This window comes from Kitasatospora sp. NPDC058243, from assembly GCF_042882025.1.
Taxonomy (GTDB): Bacteria; Actinomycetota; Actinomycetes; order Streptomycetales; family Streptomycetaceae; genus Kitasatospora.
This window is the reverse complement of sequence record NZ_JBHVWW010000001.1, coordinates 377,814-399,056: the sequence shown is the minus strand read 5'-3', so window position 1 is coordinate 399,056 and position 21,243 is coordinate 377,814. Positions and strand designations below refer to the sequence as shown.

The following is a 21,243-nucleotide window of genomic DNA, read 5'->3' as shown; positions in this document are numbered from 1 at the left end:
GGCGGATCAGCCCGCGGCGTTGGGCGCCCGGCTGGGCGTGCGCCCGGATCGTCCTCGTACTGGGCCGTACTTGGGCGATTCGGGCGTGCGTCCAGCCGGGATGCCCGGCGTCGCGGGCCCGCCAAGATCGGCCGGACAGGACCTAGCGTCCCCGGCGGCCGCCGTCGGTCTGTCCGCATCCACCGCGCCCGCCCGCCCGCTCCTGCCGGCCGGTCGCGGTGCGCCACCTGGACCTCTGCCGGTCATCGAAGAGCGCTGACGAAGAAGGCACCCCATGAATCCCCTGACCAGCCCCCTGCTGACCGACCCCCCACCGCCGGGCCCCGACCTGGCAGTCACCGACACCGAAGTCACCGTGCTGGTCGCGCTGGCCCAGGCGCGCGGCGCCCGGAGCATCGCCGTCGGCTCCGGCCGGACCCCGGCCGCGCTGGCAGGCGCCGACGCGATCACCCGGGCCTGGCAGGCCGCCGGCGGCGTCGTGGCCGCAACGACCACCTGGCCGGAGACCGCAGCCTCCTGGCTGTGCCAGGCCCGCCACTTCGCCGACGCGCCGGCCGACGTGTGGGTGATGACCGGCCCGGAGGTCGGCTGGGCCCAGGTGGCCCGGCGGCTGCTGTGGTCCACGTCCTGGCGGCCCGACCGCACCCTGGCCACCGCCGCCATCGGCCGCCCCGCCACGCTGGCCCTGGTCGGCGCCCGGCAGCTGCGCGGCCTGACCGGAGCCGACGCGAACGGCGCCACCTGGACCGTCACCGACGACGGCGGCCTCACGGTCACCGGCCCCGGCCCCGGCCCCGGCAGATCACGGTGACGGCGCTGTCCGACCTGCCGGAGGTGCCGCGCGATGCGGTCGGCCCCGCCCCCTGGGGCGCTCCTGTTGCCCCAGGACCCCCGCACTCCTCGTGATCCCGCGTATCCACGCGCCTTTCGGGAATCCTGCCCGGCCACAGCCTTCGGCCGCCCCGCCGTTCCGCCCGGCCGACTGCTTCCGGAACGTGTCTCACGTTTCGGTGCGCCCGCGCGTCTTCACCACAGACAGCAGGCGCAGAGAGGAGATCGACATGGACGTCCGGCACGCCTACGTGGACAGCCCGGTGGGACGGCTCCTGGTCGTCGCCGGCGACAACGCCCTGATCGGGCTCTACTTCCCGGGCTACCGGTACACGCCCCGGCCCTCGGCGTGGGGCCGGCGAGCCGACACCTCGGCCGACCCGGTGCTCGCCCAGGCCCGCAGCGAACTCGACGAGTACTTCGCCGGAAAGCGGCAGGTGTTCGACGTCGCGGCGGCGACGAACGGCGACGAGTTCCAGGAACAGGTCTGGGCGCAGCTGCGCCAGATCCCGTACGGCGCGCGGATCACCTACGGCGACATCGCGGTCGAGCTGGGCAGCAAGGGGTTCGCGCAGTCCGTGGGCCAGGCCGTGGGGCGCAACCCGGTGAGCATCGTCATCCCCTGCCACCGAGTGGTGGGCGCGGGCGGCAAACTCACCGGATTCGGCGGCGGACTGGAGCGCAAGCAGCTCCTGCTGGACCTGGAGGAGCCGGTCGAGACCCGGGCCGGACGACTCTTCTAGCTGCGCCCCGGCCGGGCGGCCCGACCGCGAACGCCCGGCACCCCCTGCCCCTTTGAAGAACAGCGAGGAACCCTTCCCCGATGGCCAGCGACACCGTCCCCGCTCTCGCCCCCGAACACCCCGTCGACCCCGGGGTGGTGATCGGCGAGGACGGGCTCGCCCGCCCCGCGTGGGCCGGCACCGATCCGCTGCTCCGCGAGTACTACGACACCGAGTGGGGCATGCCCGTGCGCGACGAGCGCGGCCTGTACGAACGCATCAGCCTGGAAGCCTTCCAGGCCGGGCTGTCGTGGGCGACGATCCTGCGCAAGCGCCCGGCGTTCCGCGCCGCGTTCGACGACTTCGACCCCGACCGGGTCGCCGGCTACGGCGACACCGACGTCGAACGCCTCATGGCCGACGCCGGGATCGTCCGCAACCGCGCGAAGATCCTCGCGGCCGTGGCCAACGCCCGGGCGACCGTCCGGCTGCGCGAACACGGCGGCCTGACCGACTTCGTGTGGGGGTTCAAGCCACTCGACACCCCCAGGCCGCGCACGTTCGCCGAGATCCCGACCACCTCCCCCGAATCGCAGGCCCTGTCCAAGGCCCTGCGCGCGCAGGGGTTCGCGTTCGTCGGCCCGATCACCATGCACGCCCTGATGGAAGCCATCGGCATCATCGACACCCACCTGCTGGACTCCCACCGCCGCGGTTCCTCCGGAATCTGGCCGGAATGACCGCCTCACCACCCAGCACCCCTGCTCGCTGGGGCCGTTCGGCCACCACACGGCCCGCCACGTCCCCCGTGTGGCGGGCCGTGTCCGTCGAGCCGCCGTCTGGAGGCGACGAGTGACGGGACGTTCGCCATCATCATCGCGCTGCTCGTGTTCCCGATCCACCGCACCCGGGAGGGCCGGTGCGGTGATCCTGGTCCCGAGTGGGTGTCACATGACGCGCTTCATGACGATCATGTGGCGTTTGAAGGGGGCGGTGTCGCTGCCCCAGGAGAGGACGGCGAAGACCTCGCCGCCGGGGAAGCCGTGGATCTCGGGTGCGGCGTCGGAGGGGGAGGGACCGCCGGTGCTGTGGGCCCAGCCGGACCAGGTGTTGCCGCCGTCGGTGGAGCGGTTGAGGTAGAGCTGGTGGTCGTTGGGGCTGATGCAGCCGATGGCCATGTTCTGCTGGGCGGCGTAGCCCGGGTCGAAGGGACTGGTCGCGAGGTGTCCTGGGTCGCCGCCGCGGCCGATCGCGAGCGACTCGCACCGGCCGCCGCCGGGCAGTTCGGTGTACCGGGCGTTCCTGCCGTCGCCCGGGCGGGTGCGGGCGATGCGGACCGAGTTGGTCAGGCCCCGTGAGACGTAGAACTCCTGCTCTCCGGCGGTGAAGGTGAAGCTGTCGCTGAGGCGCAGCTCCCGGGTGTCGATGTCCTGGACCGCCGAGTCGGGCCGGAATAGGGGGCGGCCGGGCCGGAGGTCCATCTGCTGGGTGTAGGGCCTGTTGCCGGCCGCGGTCGCCAGCTGGATGCCGTTGGTGGAGTACGTCGCCGAGACCTAGCCGGTGAGGTAAAGGGCGCCGGGGACCCTGCTCCAGCCGGTCCACCGGTTGGTGTTCCGGTCCTGGAGGAAGCTGTAGTAGGCGGCGCCGTCGTCGCCGACGCGGAACATGACCAGGCGCTGGGTGCGGGCGTCCACGTCGCCGACCGCCAGCGTGGGCGGGAGGTGGGTGCGGGCGTTGCCCGGCATCAGCTGCCAGGCGCCGTTCCCGTGCCGCCACCAGATCCGGTCGTCCTCGCCGCGGGCGGCCTCGTACGTCTCGTTGTCGTGCCACAGGGCGGTCATGGCCGACGGGGAGCGTGCGGGGCCGCCCTCGTTGATCCAGTTGCCCTCGGTCGTCGCCGCCACGGCGGGCGAGGCCGTGAGCCCCACCGCCAGGCCGAGCCCGGCCAGCACCGCCACTGCCACGCGCGGTGCGCGGGCGACAACGGCACGGCGGCCGCGCATGCGTTCCGATCCCATCGGACCATCTCCCTCCTCCGGGCGCCTCGACGTGGTGCACGCCGGGGCGCGCCGCAATCCGAGGCGGAACTTCCGCCCGGAGCCCGGACATTGGCGCCGGCGGGAGCCGGTGACGGTGCCGTCAGCGGGGGCTTGCCCGCCGGTGCACGCGAAGACCGGCCGGCTGCCCGGGGCGCGGCTACGTGGCCGCAACGAGGTGGGTGCCGAAGAAGCCGGCCAGCCTCGCGACGGCGGGGGTGACGAACTCGTCCTTGTCGTAGAGGTCGACGTGCGACGCGCCGTCGATCCAGTGCAGTTCCTTCGGTCCGGTCGAGCGCTGGAAGGCCCGCACGCACATCCAGGCGGTCACCGCCTCGCGGCCGACGACCATGAGCAGCGGGCGCGGGGCGAGCAGGGGCAGGGCGGCGAAGGTGTCGAAGGCCGCGATGCGGTCGATGCTGGACCAGGTCAGGGCCTTGGCCGCCCGGGGGTGTTCGGCGCGGGGCGTGCAGTAGTACTCCCAGCCGTCGTGGACGTGCGGGCCGCCGCGGTGGGCCTCCTCCTCGGTCGCGGGGAAGATCGGGAAGGTCCGGACGCCCCCGCCCCGGGCCTCGGCGGTGCGGGCCGCCGCAGCGGCTTCGAGCATGGCCCGGAAGACGGCCGGATCCTGGGTGCCGTCGGCGCCGTCGCGGAACTGACGGGCCATGTCGGTGGCGCTGACGGTGGCGACGGCCCTGATCCGCTGGTCGGTCGAGGCGGCGGCCAGGGCGTAGCCGCCGGAGGCGCAGATGCCCAGCGCCCCGATCCGGCCCGGGTCGGCCTCGGCGCGGGTGGTGAGGAAGGAGACGGCGGCCTTGAGGTCCTCGATCCGGTGCGCCGGGTCCTCCAGGCCGCGCGGCTCGCCCTCGCTCGCGCCCTGGAAGGCGGCGTCGAAGGCGAGGGCGACGAAGCCGCGCTCGGCCAGGCGCCGGGCGTACAGGCCGGCGGCCTGCTCCTTCACCCCGCCGCCGGGGTGGCCGACGACGATCGCCGGGCGGGGGCTGCCGGTGCCGCCGTCGTCGGGGGTGTACAGGTGGCCGGCGAGGTCCAGGCCGGCGCTGGGGAAGGTCACATCGGTGATCACGGTGCTGCTCCGGTCGTCGTGCGACGGGCGGGTCGGCGCGGGGCCGGCTCCGGGGCCCTCTTCGGTGGCCGCTCCTCCACCGTGGCGCCGGGGTGTGCGGGGGTGCCAGGGAGGACGCTGCCTATGCACGCCGGTACCAGGCACGAGGCCGCTCCCGTGCCGGACACTGGAACCATGACCGTCCGCGACCAGCCCTCCCGCGACAACGAGCTGGGGGACTTCCTGCGCGCCCGCCGCGCCGCCCTCGACCCCCACGGGGCCGGCTTCCCCGACGACGGACGGCTGCGCCGGGTGCCGGGCCTGCGCCGCGAGGAACTGGCGCAGCTCGCCCACGTGAGCGTCGACTACGTCGTCCGCCTGGAGCAGGGACGCACCCGGCGCGTCTCCCGGTCGGTCCTCGACGCGCTCGCCGACGCGCTGCGCCTGGCGCCGGACGAACGCGCCTACCTCTTCGCGTTGGCCGACGCGGCCCCGGCACCCGCCGTCCCACCGTCCGGCCGCCCGCCCGTGGACCCGCAACTGCGGCAGCTCCTGGCGACCATGCACGACGTCCCCGCCATGGTCCTCAACCGGCGCCTGGACGTCCTGGCCTGGAACCGCGCGGCCACTGCCCTGCTCACCGACTTCGGCACACTCGCCCCCGGGGAGCGCAACCTGATCCGCCTCACCTTCCTCGACGACGCCTACCGCGCGCTGTACGCGGACTGGCCCCGCGCCGCGCGCGACTGCGTCGCCACGCTGCGCATGGAAGCCGGCCGCCACCCGGAGGACCGTGAACTCACCTCACTGATCGGCGAGTTGACCGCCTGCGATGCGAACTTCCGGGCCTGGTGGGCCGACCACCGGGTGCGCGGCCCCCGGCAGCTCACCAAGACCTACGCCCACCCGCTGGCCGGCCCCCTGACCCTCGACGTCCAGCAGTTCACCGTCGACACCCGGCCCGACCAGCAACTCATCGCCTACACCGCCCCTCCCGGCTCCCCGGCCCACGAGGGACTGCGATTCCTCCTCCAGTGGGCACCTGCTCCGCGCGGATGACGCTCGTGTGCGGAGTCTGCTTCCGTACCTGGCCGCACTGGCGGCCAATGCGGCACTGCCGGGCCGCGTTGAGGCCCTCGGGTTGCCTGCCTCTCTGGCCATCGGCTACGGCGAAACACACTTGCCGGACGGAGTCGACGTGATCGGTTGGCGGGAGGACCTCGGACGGTCGTCGTCCGCGAAACCGCCTCCCCGGGAAGAGGTCGAAATTCCACCACCCGCCAGAGCAGGCCGAGCGTTCATGGCGGTTCGTCAGTTTTCGTTTCGTTCATAGACATTCGTCCAGTCTCATGGGCACCCACGGGCGCTTGTCGCGCACGGGACGCATGCCGCCCTCCCGGCCCACCCCGCCCCGCTCCCCGTCGCGGCAGTCGCTGTGGGCCTTCTCGCGGCAGCGAGCGCCCTGATCGCGGAGTCGGAGAGCAACTCCGTGAAGTTCTCCTGCTGTTCAACATGGCGGTACTCGGTGAGGGATAGCATCTGCGACATCTAGATGTGTAGATGTCCTGCCGGGGCCCCGGTGGGACCTGCGCGGCTTCCTGGTGAAGGAAGCCTGCTCGAACCATGGGCGCCCGCACACCTTCTGACCAGTAGTCACGAGAACGGGAAGGGACCCCGATGACCCCCAGGAAGACCGCCGGCGTCGCAGCTGCGGCCTGCCTCGCCCTCACCACTGCAATGGCCCTGGCCGGCCCGGCCCAGGCGTCCCCGGTCCAAGGCGCCTATGTCGCCCTGGGTGACTCCTACACCGCCGTCGGAACGCTGACCGCCCCCGCCCCCGGCACACCGTCCGCCTGCCGCCAGGGCATCGACAACTACCCCCACGTCGTGGCCCGGAACCTCGGGCTGCAACTCGCCGACGTCAGCTGCTCCGGCGCGCAGGCCCGAGACATGACGCTTGCCCAGTCGCCGGACTCACCGCCGCAGTTCGACGCGCTGACCCCGTCCACATCGGTGGTCACCCTGGGCATAGGAGGCAACGACAACAACACCTTCAGCACCGCCGTCCGCGGCTGCGAGGTCATCGACGCGCTCAGCGTGTTCGACATCGGTTCGCCGTGCGCGGACTTCTACAAGTCGACCTTCACCGACGCCATCGCCTCGGACGAGGTGAACATCGCCGGGGCCCTCCAGCAGATCCACCGACTCTCGCCGCAGGCCAAGGTCTTCGTCGTCGGCTACCCGGACATCCTGCCGCAGAGCGGCAACTGCCGGCCGCAACTGACCCTCACCACCAAGGACACCGCCTACCTCGACGGCATCGAACTGGCCCTCAACTCCATGCTGCGGCACGCCGCCCAGAGCAACGACGCCACCTACGTCGACACCTACACCCCGAGCGTCGGGCACGACGCCTGCCAGAGCGCGTCCACCCGCTGGATCGAGCCGCTCGTCCCCGCCGGCGCCTACGCGCCGTTCCACCCGAACGCGGTCGGTCAGCAACACACCGCTGCGGCCGTCGAAGCCGCGCTGCGGGCCGCCGGCGTCAGCTGAGGGTCCGAGGCCGCAGACCGCAACGGGTCGATGGCCCGGCGGCCTCACCGAGGCTGCCGGGCCACCGGGCCCTCGGCCCCGGCGTCCCAGTTGTTCCGGTCGCGCCTGGTCATGCCCGGTCGTGCCTGGTCACGCCTGGGCGCAGCCTCACATGCGGCCCGGATCACTTGCGACGGGAGGGAGGTGGCGGGAGGGACGTGAAAGTCCCCGCGCAACGAGGCGCGCCTCAGCCGCTGGTACCCGCGCCGCCCGAGCCCTGGTCCGCCTGGCGCCACTCGCGGTAGCGCATCACGAAGCTGGCGTTCTCGCCGTAGATCCGCCGGCGTACGTAGAGGATCGGCCGTCCGTCCGGTGCGCAGCTGACCCCCTCGCGCAGGAGCAGCGGACTGCCGGCCGCGACGTCGAGTCGCTGCGCGTCGGCGATGTCGGCGGCGATCGCGCTGAACGAGCGCCAGTCGTATTCAAGTTCGATACCGATCGCCTCGGCCACCGCCACCGTGGTGTTCCGCGACTCCGTCGACTCCGCGAAGCCTGTGGGCAGCAGGTGCGTGGCCACCCAGTAGCTGTTCACGGCCCAGGGCTGGGCGGAGATCACGATCACGGTGTCGATGCGGGTCAGCGCGCTCGTGGGCAGCTGCAGGTGCTCGGCCGCCTGCCGGTCGGGCGCCGTGTCCGAGCCGACCGACACCTCCACGGCCCGTTCCTCGGTGCCCTTCAGGCCGCGCACGGGCACGGGCACGCTCTGGCTGCCGACATCGAGGCGGGCGCTGTTCGGGTCGACATCGATCGTGGCCCGCACGACCGGCCGGCGCACGAAGGTGCCGACCCCCCGCCGGATCTCGATCGCGCCCGCGCGGTCGAGCTCGGCGATCGCCTGGCGGACGGTCAATCGGTTGGCTCCGAACTGCCCGCACAGCTCCGGCTCGCTCGGCAGTCGGGAGCCCGGGGGGTACTCGCCGGTGTCGATGCGCTCCTGGATGGCGCGGGCGAACTGGAGGTACAACGGACCGTTGTTTCGTGGTGTCGGCACGTGGCGAATCCTACGGATCCGGCGCCCTGGGTCCAGTCCGGGTTCGCATCCGTGAAGTTCTCCTGTTGTTCAACCGGGTGCGGCTCGGTGAGGGATAGCATCTGCGGCATCTGGACGGCTAGACATCTAGATGCCTGGCCGGAGCCCCAGCAGACCCTGCACAGCCGCCTGGTGAAGGGCCCCGCCCCCCGGCACCCCCATCGAATGAATCGCAACACCACGACAACCCCGACGGGCAGGCCGACACCATGCACCACCAGCACGATCCGCACGCCTGGATCACCACATCCATCACCGCGAACCTCCTGCGCGGAGCCCTCGACCTGGAGCAGACCGAGCGCGGCCTGCTGCCGCACCGACTGCCCGCCTGGGCCCGCGCCCAGTGCGCCGACCCGCAGCTGGCCAGGGCAGAGTCCCAGCCCTCCGGTGTGCGGCTGGCCTTCCGCACCCGGGCCACCGCCGTCGAACTGGACACCCTGCCCACCAAGACCGCCTACGTGGGTGCCCCGGCGCGCCCGGACGGCGTCTACGACCTGCTCGTCGACGGCCGCCTGGCCGGTCAGGCCGTCGTCACCGGCGGCGACACGCTGACCATCGACATCACCACCAGGACCGCCGAGCGCCGCCCGGGCACCGCCGGCACCCTCCGCTTCAGCGACCTGCCCGACCGGGCCAAGGACGTCGAGATCTGGCTGCCGTACAACGAGACCACCGAACTCGTCGCACTGCGGACCGACGCCCCCATCGAGCCCGTGCCGGACCGAGGCCGCAAGGTGTGGCTGCACCACGGAAGTTCCATCAGCCACGGCTCCGACGCCGCCAGCCCCACCAGCACCTGGCCCGCCCTGGCCGCCGCCCTCGGCGACGTGGAACTGATCAACCTGGGCCTGGGCGGCAGCGCCCTGCTCGACCCCTTCACCGCGCGCACCATGCGGGACACCCCCGCCGACCTGATCAGCGTCAAGATCGGCATCAACGTGGTCAACCACGACCTGATGCGCCTGCGCGCTTTCACCCCCGCCGTCCACGGCTTCCTCGACACCATCCGCGACGGCCACCCCCGAACGCCCCTGCTCGTCGTCTCGCCCATCCTGTGCCCCATGGTCGAGGACACACCCGGCCCCAGCACGATCGACCTCACCGCTCTCAGCACCGGACAACTCCGCTTCCGGGCAACGGGCGACCCCGCGGAGCGCGCGAGCGGAAAGCTGACGCTGGGCGTCATCCGGGACGAGCTGGCCCGCATCGTCGAACAGCGGGCCGCCGACGATCCGAACCTCCACTACCTCGACGGCCGCGACCTCTACGGACCGGCCGACGCCGCCGCCCTCCCGCTGCCCGACCAACTCCACCCGGACGCCGCCACCCACCAGCACATGGCCCAACGCTTCGCCACCCTCACCTTCACCACCCCGGGCCCCTTCAGCCACTGGCCGGAGCTGTGCTGTTCGGCCGGTTCGGCCGTGCGGTGTGGATGTAGTTGAGGAGTATGCCGGTGAAGGGCTCGGGGACTGGGGTGGGTGGATCGCCGAGCCGGAGTGCGACCTGATCGGCTTCGTGCTGGACCTCACGGATGGTGAGCCGGACCAGCCGCCGGAATGGGCTGGGCACAGAGCAGGATCAGTGCGGTGGCGACCCGTTCCATGGGCGGGAGCTCGTCGCTGATCATGACCTTGCGGATCAGGGCGATGCGCCGGTGCCGGCTGACCGGGCCTGGGGCGGATTCTCGGAGAAGCCGGGAAGCCGGGCAGCGTCCTCGTGCCGCGCGAGGTTCAGTACGAGTCGGCACAACCAGGTGCGGTACCAGCCGACTTGTCGGTATTCGACCTGCCCTGACGGGAGCCACACGGCCCTCTACCCATCCCCTTGCGAGGCCGGGTCGAGAGCGGCGTAGTGTGCGCAGTGTGAATGAACTGATCTTCCGGGGGAAAGACAGATTCCGCCCAGACTGGTCCGATCTCGGGCCAGTACTCATCGTCGTCACGGTCGAACTGGTCGCCGGCCACCTGAAGTTCCACCTCGGCCTCGGCCCCATGGTCCTACTCGTCGGCGGGACCGTGGCGCTGGCCGCCGCGAGCCGCCTCCTCTCCATGCGGTACTGGAGCAGGGTCGGCACCGACGGAGTCACCATCTGCTGGGGGTTCGGCCGTGGCCGCACCTACTCCTGGCAACAGATCTCCTGGATCGACGTGTCGGAGATCCAAGGCCGCGGCGCGCCCACACGTGTGGCCCGGATCCACACCACCGACGGCCGGCGCCACTGGATGTCCACCGTGATGGCCAGCGACCTCCACCCGTCGGAGGACTTCGACACCGACTTCCGGCGGGTCGTCGACTGGTGGAAGCACAACACCAGTCCGAGCCAGCGCGTCCTGCCGCAGAAGCGGTTCCGGGACCGGCTGACGCCCGTGAGGGCCGCGGTGCTGTGCACCATCGTCCTCGCCGTCGTCCTCTTCGTCTTCACCGTGGTGCTGGCCCAGTAGCCGCCTGAACGCGTCGGCCCGGCTCCCCGACGGGCGTTCCAACTGGTCGCCGGCGGCTTCGGGGTGACAACGGTGCCCTCCCGGCTCTCCCCGGTGCTGCCGCCCGGGGTGAGCCTGCTGCACGTCGAAGGCGCACCTCCCGAGCTCCGCCGGGTCCTCGTGGCGCGACTCCCCGGCCGCCCGACCCCGCCGATCACGGCCGTCACCCGAGCCATCATCCAAGCCATCACCTCGACCGCCTGATACGTGCCGCCGGGCCCCCCGGACCCGGCGCCGAGACTACCGACTCGCCGTGCACCAGTTGTCGGCGCCCGTGTGCAACCTTCTCGGTGGTGCGGCGGTGAGTAGGGCAGAGCGATGGCCCGGTTGGGTCGTCGCGCGGACGCGAAGAGGAATCGGATGACCGTGAGCGTATTGCACATCCCAGTGGAGGACCCGCCCCCGTCCGTCACGGCACCGGCTTCCGCGGGCGGCCCCGGCCTGCGGGAGCTTGACTTCGAGGGGTTCGCCGCCGCGCGCTGGCGGCAGTTGGTGCGCACCGCCTACCTGCTCACCGGCGACTACCACGAGGCCGAGGACGTGGTACAGGCGACTTTCGCGAAGGTCTTCAGGAACTGGTCCCGGATCAGCCGTCTGGAGGAGCCGGACGCCTATATCCGCCGGGCCCTGGTGAACAACAACCTGAGCCGTCACCGGCGGCGCCGGGTCAGGCAACTGCTCATGCCCGTCCTGCCCGATCGGGCGCACACCGCGGGCGGTGGCCACCGCGACGTCGAGGAACGCTCGGTGCTGCTCCAGGCGCTGGCGGAACTGCCACAGCGCCAGCGGGCCGTGGTCGTCCTGCGCTACTGGGAGGACATGAGCGAGTACCAGGTCGCCGAAGCGCTCGGCTGCTCGCTGGGCAATGTCAAGAGCCAGGCCAGCCGAGGCCTGGCGAAACTGCGCGGACACCCGGCGTTGGCCCCGTACGCGGCGGACACCGGTTCGACGACCGACGGCACGAACGGAGACAACAGGTGATGGACACCGAGAACATGATGCGCGGCGCTCTGCGAGATGAAGCGGCCCGGGTCGAGGTGGGGGACTGGTCTGCCGGACCCGTGCAGGTCCAGGTACGCAGGCAGCAGCGGGGGCGCCGGGTGGCGATGGGCGCGTCGGCTGTGGTGGCCGCGCTCGCGGTGGTGGCCGGCACGGGCGCGGTACTGTCCGCGCAGCGCGCGGTCCAGACCGTCGGGCCGGCCTCGCAGGCCCTGGCCGTACCGGAGGGGCCGGCTCCCGAGGCCGTGGTGGTGGAGCCCGGCCAGCAACTGTCGTTGGGCCGCCAGGACTGGTGGATGCAACTGAACGACCAGGAGATCTGCATCCACGACGCCCCCGCCTACCGCAGCGGTCCGGGGTGCGGCGGGCACTCCTGGGCGGGCGGAGCGACCGAGATCGTCATGCAGTACTACGGGAACCCCCCGCAGTACCAGGAGGGTCTGTACAACCTCATCTACCACGGGCCCGGGCGGGTGGCCCGGATGACCATCGAGATAGACGGCCAGGTGTCCTGGGCCACCGTTGCCTCACTTCCCGGCAACCCGGGCTACGCCACCGGCTATGTCTGGGGGCCGCCCGGCCGCAAGACCCCCAACGGTTCGACGGCATACCCGTTCGAAGGCGTCAAGCTCGCCGCGTACGACGCTCAGGGGAAGGTGCTGGCGAGCAAGACGCTGACCTCCTGAATCAGACCGCCGCCGCGATCCCGGCGGTGCCCGGCCGGTCGGCGAAGCCGCCAAGTGGCTGCTCTCCCACCCGCAGTGCGTCCGGACGTTCGGGTTGAGGCCCGACGGGTCGGACGCGCCGGGCGAGGACGGTGCCGTCACGGCGCCTGGTTGCCGGGGATCCGCGTCGGTGGGAGGCGTCTGCTCGGCCCCTCCCACCGGTCCGGGCTCCCTCCCCGGCACCGACACTCCAACTCGGCTCCGGCAACGGCCGACTGGGAGTCGGCGCGCTGCCGGGCGGGATCGGCTACCTGCGGATCGACTCCTTCCAGGACTGCGTCACCGGCGGCAGCTGCCAGCAGCAGGCCGCCGAACTCGACCGGGCGATCGACACCCTGCAAGGACCTGGCGCTCGCCCTGGCAGCCGCCGTCCTGCGCCAGCCTTGAGCTCAGCCCTGAGCTCAGCCCTGAGCTGCGCCGAGCCACCTGCCGAGCGCCTCGCCGAGCCCGTCCGGGGCTTCACCGCTGCCGCCCGCCCAGGCGACGAAGCCGTCCGGGCGGACCAGCAGGGCGGCCAGCGTGGGCTGTTCGGGGCAGTGGGAAGTCACGATCCGCAGCCGGTCGCGGTGGCCGTCGGCGCGGGCGCGCAGCTCGGGGTCGTCGGTGAGGTCCAGCAGCAGCGCGCGGCCGTCGTGCAGGTGGTCGGCCAGTTTGCTGCCGTCGGCGAGTACGAGGTCCGGCGCGCTGCGGCCCACTAGCGGGTGCTCGCCGGGCAGGTCGTAGCGCTGCCACACGCCGGAGAGTTGCTTGACGAAGTAGGTGGTCCCGGCCGCGGTGTCGGCCAGCTGGGCGACGACGTTGCGCAGCGCGCCGCTGCCCGGCCCGGGCCGCATCAGCGTGACCTGAGCCCTCGTCCAGTCCAGGACCCAGGTGCCGATCGGGTGCCGCTCGGCGGTGTAGCTGTCCAGCAGGCCCTCCGGCGCCCAGCCCTGCACGGTGGCGGCGAGCTTCCAGCCGAGGTTGATCGCGTCGCCGATGCCGAGGTTGAGCCCCTGGCCGCCGAACGGGGAGTGCACGTGCGCCGCGTCGCCGGCCAGCAGCACCCGGCCCGCGCGGTAGGTGCTCGCCTGGCGGGCGTTGTCCGTGAAGCGGGTCGCGCTGTGCACCTTGGTGATCGTCACGTCCACGCCGCTGACGTTGCGCAGGCTGGCCTGCAACTCCTCGGCGGTGACCGGCGACTGGCGGTCTGCGGGCGGACCGTCGAACTCCACGGTGAGGATCCGGCCCGGCACCGGCCCGTGCACGTACGTCCCGACCGGGGTCCGGTTCCAGCCGGCGCCCAGGGCCTCGGAGCCGGTCATCTCCACTATCGCCTGGTGGCCGGTGATCTCCGGGGCCGTGCCGGGGAAGTCGAACCCGGCGAGCCGGCGCACCGTGCTGCGGCCGCCGTCGCACCCGACCAGCCAGCCGGTTCGGATCGGCGCACCGCCGTCGGTGTGCGTACCCGGGGAACGGGACATGGCCGCTCCGAGATCCGCCGGATCAAGGTAGCCACTGTCAACAACCTGCTTTTCCCCGGCGCCTGCCAGGCGGTCCAGGTCAAGCGCCGCCGCACCGACCGCAAGACCGGCAAGACCACCATCGCGACCATCTACGCGGTCACCAGCCTGACCGCCGAACAGGCCACTCCCGCCCAGCTCGCGCAACTGATCCGGAACCACTGGAAGATCGAGGCCCTGCACCACGTCCGCGACACGACCTTCGCCGAGGGCGCCTCCCAACTGCGGACCGGGAACGCCCCCCGCGCCATGGCGACCTGGCGCAATCTCGCTGTTGGATTCCTACGGCTGAGCGGCGTCAGGAACATTGCGGCCGGCCTCCGCCGCAACGCGCGCGACGCACGCCGCCCCCTCGCGCTCCTCGGCCTTGCGTGATCAGCTCTGGCGCCGAACCCGGTGACACGCGTGTGCCGTACAGGGAGACTGGCGATACACATATACGAGCAGTCGAAGGCCGAAGGGCAAAGAGTGGCACTGGCGAAGAAAGGGTCCCGCCGCATTGTCGTCGACGGCGTCGAGTACCGCTGGCGAGTGAGCAGGAAACCGTGCTGCGACTACGACGGCGTCACCTTGGGTTACATGGTGGAGGACGCGGCCTGTCCCGGAACGACGCTCGTCGTGGAGACCGGTCGGCCGGCCGTGCTCGAACCGAACATGCTGCCGGCTGAGGTCGTCCTGCCGCGCGAAGTCGCCGCAGGTATTCGGGCCGGGCGGTCGAACGGCTGGACGCCCAGCTCCAACGGTTCGCCGTTCAAGCTGCACCTCTCCGCTGTCTGACCGGGACGTACCGAAAGAGGCGCGGCAGCGCGGGCGGGAAACCGGTCTCCCACGGGATCCGAGCGTGGCGGAGCCTGGCCACGTGCTACGACGAGACGCCCGACAACTACATGGTGAGGCTCCAGCCGGGCCGGCCGGCTCGGTCGGCTTGCTCTTGCCGCCGCAGATCGGGCGGTGTGGACAGCGACGTTGTCGCTGTCCAACTGGCCGTTTCTGTGTCCGAGTTGCCCGCGCTTCGGTCGTGGGGGGCCGGTGTGGGTGCGTTCGGGTTCAGGGTCAGCTCTCGACCCTGAAGGAGCGCGGGTGCGAGTTGAACCTGACCGAACGGCCGGCCGACACGCTGAACAGCGATCCGCCGGTGCAGTCCTCGCCCCAGTAGAAGCGGACCGTGCTGTCCGTCGCGTTGTTCACGCCTGACAGGGGCCCGTGCGCCTCCCTCGGCACGTCGTAGCAGCCCGGGGCCGGGTCGACGTACGGCACGCCCGGGCCGCTGCCCGACCCGTCGGGGAAGATCACGTTGTAGAACGTCAGGGTGCCCGTGGCGGCCTGGGCGGACGTGGGGACGGCCACGGCCAGCGTCCCCGCGGCGATGAGGGTACCGATCGTCGTGACGAGGCGTCGCATGATGGGACCTCCGGTACACCGGGTCGCCGGGTGCGGCCCGTGATCGCAGCCAACGGTAAGGCTGCGTACGCGAATCGTCACCGGCGTGAAGGGGTGCGAACGGGGCGCGAAGGCCTTGTCCCTGCCAGGTGACAGCCCGGCAGGGGCGTCGTCCGTCGCTTCCGCCGACGGCGCGCCCTGGACGCAGGCCCGTCCGCGGCCGGAACGGAACGGAACGGAAGGGGCCCCCGGGGCGGGAGTGGGGCTCCCGGCCCGGGGGCCCGTGGTGCGTCCGGCTGGTCAGGACGCTGTGGCGGCGTCGATCAGCGGTCGGTGGCAGGCCACCGCGCGGCCTGGTGCCACCTCCCGCAGCTGCGGCTCCTCGGTGGCGCAGCGGGTGTCGGCCAGCGGGCAGCGGGTGCGGAAGCGGCAGCCGCTGGGCGGGGCGAGGGGGGAGGGCGGGTCGGTGGGGAGGAGGCCGGTGTCGCGCAGCGGGCGGCCGGGTTCGGGGACGGCGGCGAGCAGGGCGGCGGTGTAGGGGTGGGCCGGGGCGGCGAGGACGGCTTCGGTGGGGCCGCGTTCGCAGATGCGGCCGAGTTGGAGCACGGCCACCTCGTCGCTCACCGCGCGGACCACGCCGAGGTCGTGGGAGATGAAGAGGCCGGCCAGTCCGCGTCCCTCGGTGAGCCCGCGCAGCAGGTTGAGCACGGTGGCCTGGGCCGAGACGTCGAGGGCGGAGACCGCCTCGTCGGCGATCAGGACGCGCGGTCCGGCGGCCAGGGCCCGGGCGATGGCGACGCGTTGGGCCTGCCCGCCGGAGAGCTGGTGGGGGCGGCGGTCGCCGAACAGGGCGGGCGGCAGGCCGACGGCCGACAGCTGCTCGGTGACGACCTGCTCGCGGTCGCGGGCCGGGTCGGGATGGGCGTCGAGGGGTTCGGCGACCAGGTCGCGGACCCGGCGGTGCGGGTTGAGGGAGGAGAGCGGGTCCTGGAACACCATCTGGAGGCGGGGCCGGACGGCTCGCAGGGCGCGCGGGGAGAGGGTGGCGAGGTCGGTGCCGTCGAGGGTGACGGTGCCGGTGGTGGGCGGGGGCAGCCGCAGCAGGGCCTTGGCGATGCTGCTCTTGCCGGAGCCGGACTCGCCGACCAGGGCGAGGGTGCGGCGGGGGTGGAGGGCCAGGTCGACGCCGCTGACGGCGTGCAGCGGGCCGGAGCGGGTGCGGTGGACGACGCTGAGGCCGGTGGCCTCCAGGACGGCCGTTCCGGGAGCGGCGGCGTCGGGGGTGACGGCTGCGGGGGCAGCGGCGTCGGGGGCGGTGGTCACGCCGCGGGCTCCAGTTCGTCGGGCGAGGAATCGGGCGAGGAATCGGGCGAGGGCGAAGGGGAGGACGAATGCGAGGACGACGGCGCGTCAGACGGCGCGGTGAGCGGGAAGTGGCAGGTGGCGGTGTGGCCGTCCGCCGCGGTGTGGGTGGGGGGCGCGGTCGTGGTGCAGAGGTCCGTCGCCAGTTCGCAGCGCGGGGCGAAGGGGCAGCCGGGGGTGGGCCGGGTGAGGTCGGGCGGCGAGCCGGGGATCGCGGGCAGGGTGCGGCGCAGCGGGCCGGTGACCCGCGGTACGGAGCGCAGCAGGGCCGCGGTGTAGGGGTGCCGGGGGTGGCGGGTGACGGCCTCGGTGGGGCCGGTCTCCACGATCCGGCCGCCGTACATGACGGCGATCCGGCGGGCCCGCCCGTACAGCAGGCCGATGTCGTGGGTGATCAGCAGGGTGGCGAGGCCGCGGCTGCGCCGGTGCTGGTCGAGCAGGTCGAGGACGGTGCGCTGGACGGTGACGTCGAGGGCGGTGGTGGGTTCGTCGGCGAGCAGCAGGGCGGGTTCGCCGGCCAGGGCGGCGGCGATGCCGACGCGCTGGCGCAGGCCGCCGGAGAGCTCGTGCGGGTGGGCGCGGGCCCGCCGGGCGGGGTCGGGGACGTCGACGGCGGCGAGCAACTCGGTGGCGGTGCGCAGCCGTTCGCGCCGGGAGAGCCGGCGCCGGTTGGTGAGGGACTCGGTGACCTGGTCGGCGATCCGGACCACCGGGTTGAGCGAGGTCATCGGGTCCTGGTGGACCATGGCGATGCCGGTGCCGAGCAGTTCGGCGCGGCGGGTGCGGGAGGCGGCGAGCAGGTCCTCGCCGTTCAGTCGGATCTCGCCGGTGGCGACGGCCCTGGTGGTGCGGGACTCGACGCCGAGGACGGCGCGGGCGAGCACGGACTTGCCGGAGCCGGACTCGCCGACCACGCCGAGGCACTCGCCGGCCGCGATGGTGAGGCTGACGCCGTGCAGGACGTGCAGGGCGCGGCCGTCGGGGGTGTGCAGGACGGTGTCCAGCGAGCGGACGTCGAGCACCGGGACGTCGAGGGCAGGTCCGTCGAGCGCCGGGACGGCAAGGGCAGGGGAGTCGAGGTCGGGGGCGGAGGTCATCCGCGCGCTCCCTTCGGGCCGGCGGGGCCACCCGAACGCAGGTGCTCCCCGAGGTAGTTGAGGGCGAGGACGGTCAGGCAGAGCACGGCCGCGGGTGCCAGCGAGATCCACGGCGCGCTGCCGAGGGCCGTGCGCCCCTCGGCGATGATGCCGCCCCAGGAGGGCTCCGGCGGGCGCAGTCCGAAGCCGAGGAAGCTGAGCGAGCCCTCGGCGACGATGGCGACGGTGGTGGCGGTGAAGGCGAAGGTGAGGGCGGCCGGCACGACGTGCGGGACGATGTCGCGGCGCAGGATGCGCAGCGGGGCGGTGCCGAGCATGCGGGCGGCCTGGACGAAGCCGCGCTCGCTGAGCGAGAGCACGACGGCGCGCACCACCCGGGTGAAGTGCGGGACGGTGAACAGCCCGATCAGCGTGCCGATCACGGTGAGGCTGGGGCCGCGCAGCGAGACCACGATCATCACCAGGATCAGGCTGGGCACGGACATCAGCAGGTCGGTCGCGAAGCCGATCGCCTTGTCGAGCGGGCCGCGGAACCAGCCGGCGGCGAGGCCGAGCGTTCCGCCGCCGAGCAGGCCGACCAGGATGGTGAGGGCGGCGACGGTGAAGGAGGCGCGGGCGCCGGCGACGGTGCGCTGCAGGACGTCCCGTCCGGCGCTGTCGGTGCCCAGCCAGTGGCCGGGGCCGGGGGCGGCGGCGGGGTGGGCGAAGTCGCCGTGCAGCGGGTCGAATCCGGGCAGCAGGGGCAGCAGCAGCGCGGCGAGGGCGACGACGGCCAGCCAGGCCCCGGCGGCGAGCACGCCGGCGGGGGGCCGGCGGCGGCGGGTGGTGCGCGCCGGGACCGTCTCGACGGTCACGACGGTGGTCTCAGCGGTGCTCATGGGCGATCCTCGGGTCGATCGTGCGGTACAGCAGGTCGACCGCGAAGGTGGCCGCGACCACGCCGAGGGCGCTGACCACCACCACGGCCTGGACGACGGGGAAGTCCCGGCCGGAGATGGCCCCGGCGGCCAGGCTGCCGACGCCGGGCACCGCGAACAGCGACTCGACCAGCACCGAGCCGCCCAGCGAGGTGCCGATGCCGATGCCGACCAGGGTGACCAGCGGCAGGCTGGAGGGCCGCAGGGCGCGGCGCAGCAGCAGCCGGGTGGTGCCCATGCCGCGGCTGCGGGCGGCGGCGATGTACGGCTGGTCGAGGGTGTCGAGCAGTTGTCCGCGCAGGGTGCGGGTGAACACGGCGGCCTCGGTGAGGCCGAGGGTGAGGGCGGGCAGCACCAGGTGGCGCAGGTTCTCGGCCGGGTTCTCGGTGAACGGGGTCCAGCCGGTGGCGGGCAGGACGCGCAGTTGGACGGCGGCGAGCCAGATGAGCAGCAGGCCGAGGGCGAAGCCGGGGACGGCGAGCCAGCCGAAGGTGCCGGCGGTGGCGATCCGGTCGAAGGTGCCGCCGGGGCGCCAGGCGGAGAGCAGGGCGACGGGCACGGCCAGGGCGAGTGCCACCAGCTGGGCGGCGAGGAAGAGTTCGAGGGTGACGGGGATGCGGTCGGCGAGTTCGGTGGTGACGGCGGCTCCGGTGGACAGCGAGTGGCCGAGGTCGCCGTGCAGGGCGTCGGCGATCCACTGCCAGGTGGCGGCGAACAGGTTGCGGTCCAGGCCGAGCCCGGCCTCGTAGGCGGAGATCTGCTCGGGGGTGGCGGTGGGGCCGAGGGCGGCGACGGCGGGGGAGCCCGGCATCAGGTGGGGCAGGTACAGGGCGGCGACGGTGACCAGCAGCAGCACGGCCGCGGCGCGGCCGAGCCGCCCGCCGTGGCGCAGCGCGGTGCGGGTGCGGGGGGTCATCGCTTCACCCACAGGGGGGCGGGGGAGACGTTGAGGACGGTGCGCTTGGACAGGTCGGGCAGTCCGCCGACCTTGGCGGAGCCGAGGAAGCCGACGGTGTTCTCGGTGAGGAAGGCCATCGGCACCTCGCCGACGACCCGCCGGGCGGCCTGCTGGTAGGCGGCCGCACGCTGGGCGGTGTCGGTCGAGGAGCGGCCCTCGGCGATCGCCTTCGAGGTCTCCGGGTCGGACCAACTCATGAAGTTGTACGGCGAGTTGGGCAGGTAGAGGCTGGTGAGCGCGGTGTCGGTGTCGCCGAACATGCTGGTGGGGAAGTCGATCACCTGGAACTTGCGCTGGAGCATCGCGGTGCCCAGGCCCGCGGCGTCGAGCGGCTTGATGGTCACCTTGATCCCGGCCTCGCCGAGCATCTGCTGGAGCACGGTGGCGCGCTGCTGGCCCTCGGGGCGGCTGTCGACGAGGTAGTCGAAGGCGAGGTCGGGGTGGCCGGACTCGGCGAGCAGGGCCCGGGCCTTGGCCACGTCGTGGGCCGGGTACCCGGGGGCGGTGCGGTACGGGGAGCGGGAGCCGATCGGGCCGTCCGAGACGGCGCCCTGGTCGAGGGAGACGACCTTCTCCAGGGCCTCGCGGTCGATCGCGTACTGCACGGCCCGGCGGACCCGCACGTCGTCGAAGGGCGCCGACGTGGTGTTGAAGACGATGGTGGTGGTGCCGCCGGGCCCGGTGGCGCTGCGCAGCCCGTCGGCGGCGGCCTGCTTGAGCTGGCCGGGCGTCTCGGTCCAGATCAGGTCGGTGTCGCCGGAGCGCAGCGACTGGTAGCGGCTGTCGGTGTCGGTGAGCACCCGGTAGACGAGCTTGTCGGCGTGGCCCTTGGCGCCCCAGTACGCGGGGTTGCGGGCGAGGGTGACGGAGACTCCGGGCTGCACGCTCTCCACGGTGTACGGGCCGGAGCCGACGGCGGGGGAGTCGCCGGCCGGGGCCTCGGAGACGTAGCCGAGGGAGCGGGTGAACAGGTTGGGGAAGGCGGCGTCGGGCGCCTTGAGGGTGAAGGTGAGGGTGGTCGGGCCGGAGACGGTGGTGGCGCCGATGGTGGCTGCGTCGATGGCGCAGGCGCACTTGCTCTCCGGCTTGGCGAGCCGGGTGACGTGGTCGGCGACGGCCTGGGCGTCCAGCGGCTTGCCGTCGCTGAACTTCACGCCCTCGTGCAGGTCGAGGGTCCAGACCGTGGCGTCCGCGTTGGGGGTGAAGGACTTGGCGAGGTAGGGCTGGACGGCGCCGTTGTCGCCGTTGACCATCAGCGGGTCGTACAGGGCGTTGGCGAGGACCATCATCGGCATCGAGGTCAGGGTGCCGTCGGCCGGGTCGAGCTTGGCGAACGGCCGGTCCAGGCCGATCTTGAGCGTGCCGCCGTCCACGGCCGGCCCGTCGTTCGCCGCGCCGGTGTTCCCGGCGCCGGCGCCGGAGAGCGCGTCGTCGGAGGCGGAGCAGGCGGTGAGGGTGAGCGCGGCCGTGCAGGCCGCCGCTACCAGGAGGTGGGTGTGCCGCTTCATGGTTCCTCGGTTCGGGGGAGGGGGGAGGGGAGCGGGGGCGG

20 protein-coding genes and 3 pseudogenes are annotated in these 21,243 nt (G+C 72.9%); 12 read left to right on the top strand and 11 right to left on the bottom strand.

Features of this window, described 5'->3' with window-relative positions:
• Positions 1–274: 274 nt before the first annotated feature.
• The 3 genes from ACFVX9_RS01695 (at position 275) to ACFVX9_RS01685 (ending at position 2,293) form a co-directional block, all read left to right on the top strand.
• A complete protein-coding gene (locus tag ACFVX9_RS01695; RefSeq protein WP_387979906.1) occupies positions 275–811 on the top strand; it encodes a hypothetical protein in 537 nt (178 codons plus the stop codon).
• Positions 812–1,061: 250 nt separating this feature from the next.
• Positions 1,062–1,574 (top strand): methylated-DNA--[protein]-cysteine S-methyltransferase, encoded by a 513-nt coding sequence (locus ACFVX9_RS01690; RefSeq protein WP_380376249.1) that lies wholly within the window; start codon positions 1,062–1,064, stop codon positions 1,572–1,574.
• 80 nt (positions 1,575–1,654) lie between these two features.
• The gene (locus ACFVX9_RS01685) at positions 1,655–2,293 is read left to right on the top strand and encodes a DNA-3-methyladenine glycosylase I (RefSeq protein ID WP_380376251.1); all 639 of its coding nucleotides are present in this window, start codon (positions 1,655–1,657) and stop codon (positions 2,291–2,293) included.
• 207 nt (positions 2,294–2,500) lie between these two features.
• Here ACFVX9_RS01685 and ACFVX9_RS01680 read toward each other — a convergent pair whose 3' ends face one another.
• From ACFVX9_RS01680 to ACFVX9_RS01670, 3 genes are all read right to left on the bottom strand, one after another.
• Positions 2,501–3,034 (bottom strand): hypothetical protein, encoded by a 534-nt coding sequence (locus ACFVX9_RS01680; protein ID WP_387979904.1) that lies wholly within the window; start codon positions 3,032–3,034, stop codon positions 2,501–2,503.
• Between the two features lie 72 nt (positions 3,035–3,106).
• Positions 3,107–3,571: a hypothetical protein gene (locus tag ACFVX9_RS01675; protein WP_387979902.1), complete on the bottom strand. Its 465-nt coding sequence runs from the start codon at positions 3,569–3,571 to the stop codon at positions 3,107–3,109.
• 178 nt (positions 3,572–3,749) lie between these two features.
• Positions 3,750–4,673: an alpha/beta hydrolase gene (locus ACFVX9_RS01670; RefSeq protein ID WP_387979900.1), complete on the bottom strand. Its 924-nt coding sequence runs from the start codon at positions 4,671–4,673 to the stop codon at positions 3,750–3,752.
• A 174-nt stretch (positions 4,674–4,847) separates the two neighbouring features.
• Between ACFVX9_RS01670 and ACFVX9_RS01665 the strand changes: the two genes are divergently transcribed.
• Positions 4,848–5,711 (top strand): helix-turn-helix transcriptional regulator, encoded by an 864-nt coding sequence (locus ACFVX9_RS01665; RefSeq protein ID WP_387979898.1) that lies wholly within the window; start codon positions 4,848–4,850, stop codon positions 5,709–5,711.
• A 618-nt stretch (positions 5,712–6,329) separates the two neighbouring features.
• On the top strand, positions 6,330–7,205 hold the full coding sequence (locus tag ACFVX9_RS01660) for an SGNH/GDSL hydrolase family protein (RefSeq protein WP_387979896.1): 876 nt from the start codon (positions 6,330–6,332) through the stop codon (positions 7,203–7,205).
• 226 nt (positions 7,206–7,431) lie between these two features.
• Here ACFVX9_RS01660 and ACFVX9_RS01655 read toward each other — a convergent pair whose 3' ends face one another.
• A complete protein-coding gene (locus ACFVX9_RS01655; protein ID WP_387979894.1) occupies positions 7,432–8,235 on the bottom strand; it encodes a GntR family transcriptional regulator in 804 nt (267 codons plus the stop codon).
• A gap of 248 nt (positions 8,236–8,483) precedes the next feature.
• On the opposite strand from ACFVX9_RS01655, the gene ACFVX9_RS01650 reads away from it, so the two are divergent.
• The 5 genes and pseudogenes from ACFVX9_RS01650 to ACFVX9_RS01630 all read left to right on the top strand — a co-directional run bounded on the left by ACFVX9_RS01650 (position 8,484) and on the right by ACFVX9_RS01630 (position 12,442).
• Positions 8,484–9,719 (top strand): GDSL-type esterase/lipase family protein, encoded by a 1,236-nt coding sequence (locus ACFVX9_RS01650; RefSeq protein ID WP_387979892.1) that lies wholly within the window; start codon positions 8,484–8,486, stop codon positions 9,717–9,719.
• A gap of 420 nt (positions 9,720–10,139) precedes the next feature.
• The gene (locus ACFVX9_RS01645; RefSeq protein ID WP_380376268.1) at positions 10,140–10,718 is read left to right on the top strand and encodes a hypothetical protein; all 579 of its coding nucleotides are present in this window, start codon (positions 10,140–10,142) and stop codon (positions 10,716–10,718) included.
• A 39-nt stretch (positions 10,719–10,757) separates the two neighbouring features.
• Positions 10,758–10,961: pseudogene (locus ACFVX9_RS01640) on the top strand (LysR family transcriptional regulator); the annotation flags it as partial.
• 237 nt (positions 10,962–11,198) lie between these two features.
• The gene (locus tag ACFVX9_RS01635) at positions 11,199–11,738 is read left to right on the top strand and encodes a SigE family RNA polymerase sigma factor (protein WP_387979918.1); all 540 of its coding nucleotides are present in this window, start codon (positions 11,199–11,201) and stop codon (positions 11,736–11,738) included.
• Positions 11,738–12,442, top strand: a complete 705-nt coding sequence (locus ACFVX9_RS01630) for a hypothetical protein (RefSeq protein WP_380484069.1) — start codon at positions 11,738–11,740, stop codon at positions 12,440–12,442. Before ACFVX9_RS01635 ends, ACFVX9_RS01630 begins: the two co-directional genes overlap by 1 nt.
• Before the next feature lie 440 nt (positions 12,443–12,882).
• Here the strand turns inward: ACFVX9_RS01630 and ACFVX9_RS01625 are convergent.
• Positions 12,883–13,917, bottom strand: a pseudogene (locus tag ACFVX9_RS01625) (FAD-dependent monooxygenase); the annotation flags it as partial.
• Here ACFVX9_RS01625 and ACFVX9_RS01620 point away from each other — a divergent pair.
• A pseudogene (locus ACFVX9_RS01620) lies at positions 13,798–14,193 on the top strand (hypothetical protein); the annotation flags it as partial. The pseudogenes ACFVX9_RS01625 and ACFVX9_RS01620 sit on opposite strands and share 120 nt — an antisense overlap.
• 255 nt (positions 14,194–14,448) lie before the next feature.
• On the top strand, positions 14,449–14,757 hold the full coding sequence (locus ACFVX9_RS01615) for a hypothetical protein (RefSeq protein WP_380484071.1): 309 nt from the start codon (positions 14,449–14,451) through the stop codon (positions 14,755–14,757).
• A 276-nt stretch (positions 14,758–15,033) separates the two neighbouring features.
• Here the strand turns inward: ACFVX9_RS01615 and ACFVX9_RS01610 are convergent, their stop codons facing one another.
• The 6 genes from ACFVX9_RS01610 to ACFVX9_RS01585 all read right to left on the bottom strand — a co-directional run bounded on the left by ACFVX9_RS01610 (position 15,034) and on the right by ACFVX9_RS01585 (position 21,202).
• Positions 15,034–15,381 carry a hypothetical protein gene (locus tag ACFVX9_RS01610; protein WP_380484074.1) on the bottom strand — a complete coding sequence of 116 codons (348 nt, stop codon included), beginning with the start codon at positions 15,379–15,381 and terminating at the stop codon, positions 15,034–15,036.
• Between the two features lie 279 nt (positions 15,382–15,660).
• Positions 15,661–16,683 (bottom strand): ABC transporter ATP-binding protein, encoded by a 1,023-nt coding sequence (locus ACFVX9_RS01605; RefSeq protein WP_387979889.1) that lies wholly within the window; start codon positions 16,681–16,683, stop codon positions 15,661–15,663.
• Positions 16,680–17,819 (bottom strand): ABC transporter ATP-binding protein, encoded by a 1,140-nt coding sequence (locus ACFVX9_RS01600; protein ID WP_387979887.1) that lies wholly within the window; start codon positions 17,817–17,819, stop codon positions 16,680–16,682. The genes ACFVX9_RS01605 and ACFVX9_RS01600 overlap by 4 nt, the downstream gene beginning before the upstream one ends.
• Entirely contained in the window at positions 17,816–18,697 is an 882-nt protein-coding gene (locus ACFVX9_RS01595; RefSeq protein ID WP_380484080.1) for an ABC transporter permease, read from the bottom strand. Before ACFVX9_RS01595 ends, ACFVX9_RS01600 begins: the two co-directional genes overlap by 4 nt.
• On the bottom strand, positions 18,684–19,652 hold the full coding sequence (locus ACFVX9_RS01590) for an ABC transporter permease (protein ID WP_380484082.1): 969 nt from the start codon (positions 19,650–19,652) through the stop codon (positions 18,684–18,686). Before ACFVX9_RS01590 ends, ACFVX9_RS01595 begins: the two co-directional genes overlap by 14 nt.
• Positions 19,649–21,202, bottom strand: a complete 1,554-nt coding sequence (locus ACFVX9_RS01585) for an ABC transporter substrate-binding protein (protein WP_380484084.1) — start codon at positions 21,200–21,202, stop codon at positions 19,649–19,651. The genes ACFVX9_RS01590 and ACFVX9_RS01585 overlap by 4 nt, the downstream gene beginning before the upstream one ends.
• Between the last annotated feature and the right edge of the window lie 41 nt (positions 21,203–21,243).

Excerpts from the sequence above, each read along its gene's own strand:
- ACFVX9_RS01695 (WP_387979906.1), top strand. The coding sequence starts at position 275 with ATGAATCCCCTGACCAGCCCCCTGCTGACCGACCCCCCACCGCCGGGC.
- ACFVX9_RS01690 (WP_380376249.1), top strand. The coding sequence starts at position 1,062 with ATGGACGTCCGGCACGCCTACGTGGACAGCCCGGTGGGACGGCTCCTG.
- ACFVX9_RS01685 (WP_380376251.1), top strand. The coding sequence starts at position 1,655 with ATGGCCAGCGACACCGTCCCCGCTCTCGCCCCCGAACACCCCGTCGAC.
- ACFVX9_RS01680 (WP_387979904.1), bottom strand. The coding sequence starts at position 3,034 with ATGGACCTCCGGCCCGGCCGCCCCCTATTCCGGCCCGACTCGGCGGTC.
- ACFVX9_RS01675 (WP_387979902.1), bottom strand. The coding sequence starts at position 3,571 with ATGGGATCGGAACGCATGCGCGGCCGCCGTGCCGTTGTCGCCCGCGCA.
- ACFVX9_RS01665 (WP_387979898.1), top strand. The coding sequence starts at position 4,848 with ATGACCGTCCGCGACCAGCCCTCCCGCGACAACGAGCTGGGGGACTTC.
- ACFVX9_RS01660 (WP_387979896.1), top strand. The coding sequence starts at position 6,330 with ATGACCCCCAGGAAGACCGCCGGCGTCGCAGCTGCGGCCTGCCTCGCC.
- ACFVX9_RS01650 (WP_387979892.1), top strand. The coding sequence starts at position 8,484 with ATGCACCACCAGCACGATCCGCACGCCTGGATCACCACATCCATCACC.
- ACFVX9_RS01630 (WP_380484069.1), top strand. The coding sequence starts at position 11,738 with ATGGACACCGAGAACATGATGCGCGGCGCTCTGCGAGATGAAGCGGCC.
- ACFVX9_RS01610 (WP_380484074.1), bottom strand. The coding sequence starts at position 15,381 with ATGCGACGCCTCGTCACGACGATCGGTACCCTCATCGCCGCGGGGACG.
- ACFVX9_RS01600 (WP_387979887.1), bottom strand. The coding sequence starts at position 17,819 with ATGACCTCCGCCCCCGACCTCGACTCCCCTGCCCTTGCCGTCCCGGCG.
- ACFVX9_RS01595 (WP_380484080.1), bottom strand. The coding sequence starts at position 18,697 with ATGAGCACCGCTGAGACCACCGTCGTGACCGTCGAGACGGTCCCGGCG.
- ACFVX9_RS01590 (WP_380484082.1), bottom strand. The coding sequence starts at position 19,652 with ATGACCCCCCGCACCCGCACCGCGCTGCGCCACGGCGGGCGGCTCGGC.
- ACFVX9_RS01585 (WP_380484084.1), bottom strand. The coding sequence starts at position 21,202 with ATGAAGCGGCACACCCACCTCCTGGTAGCGGCGGCCTGCACGGCCGCG.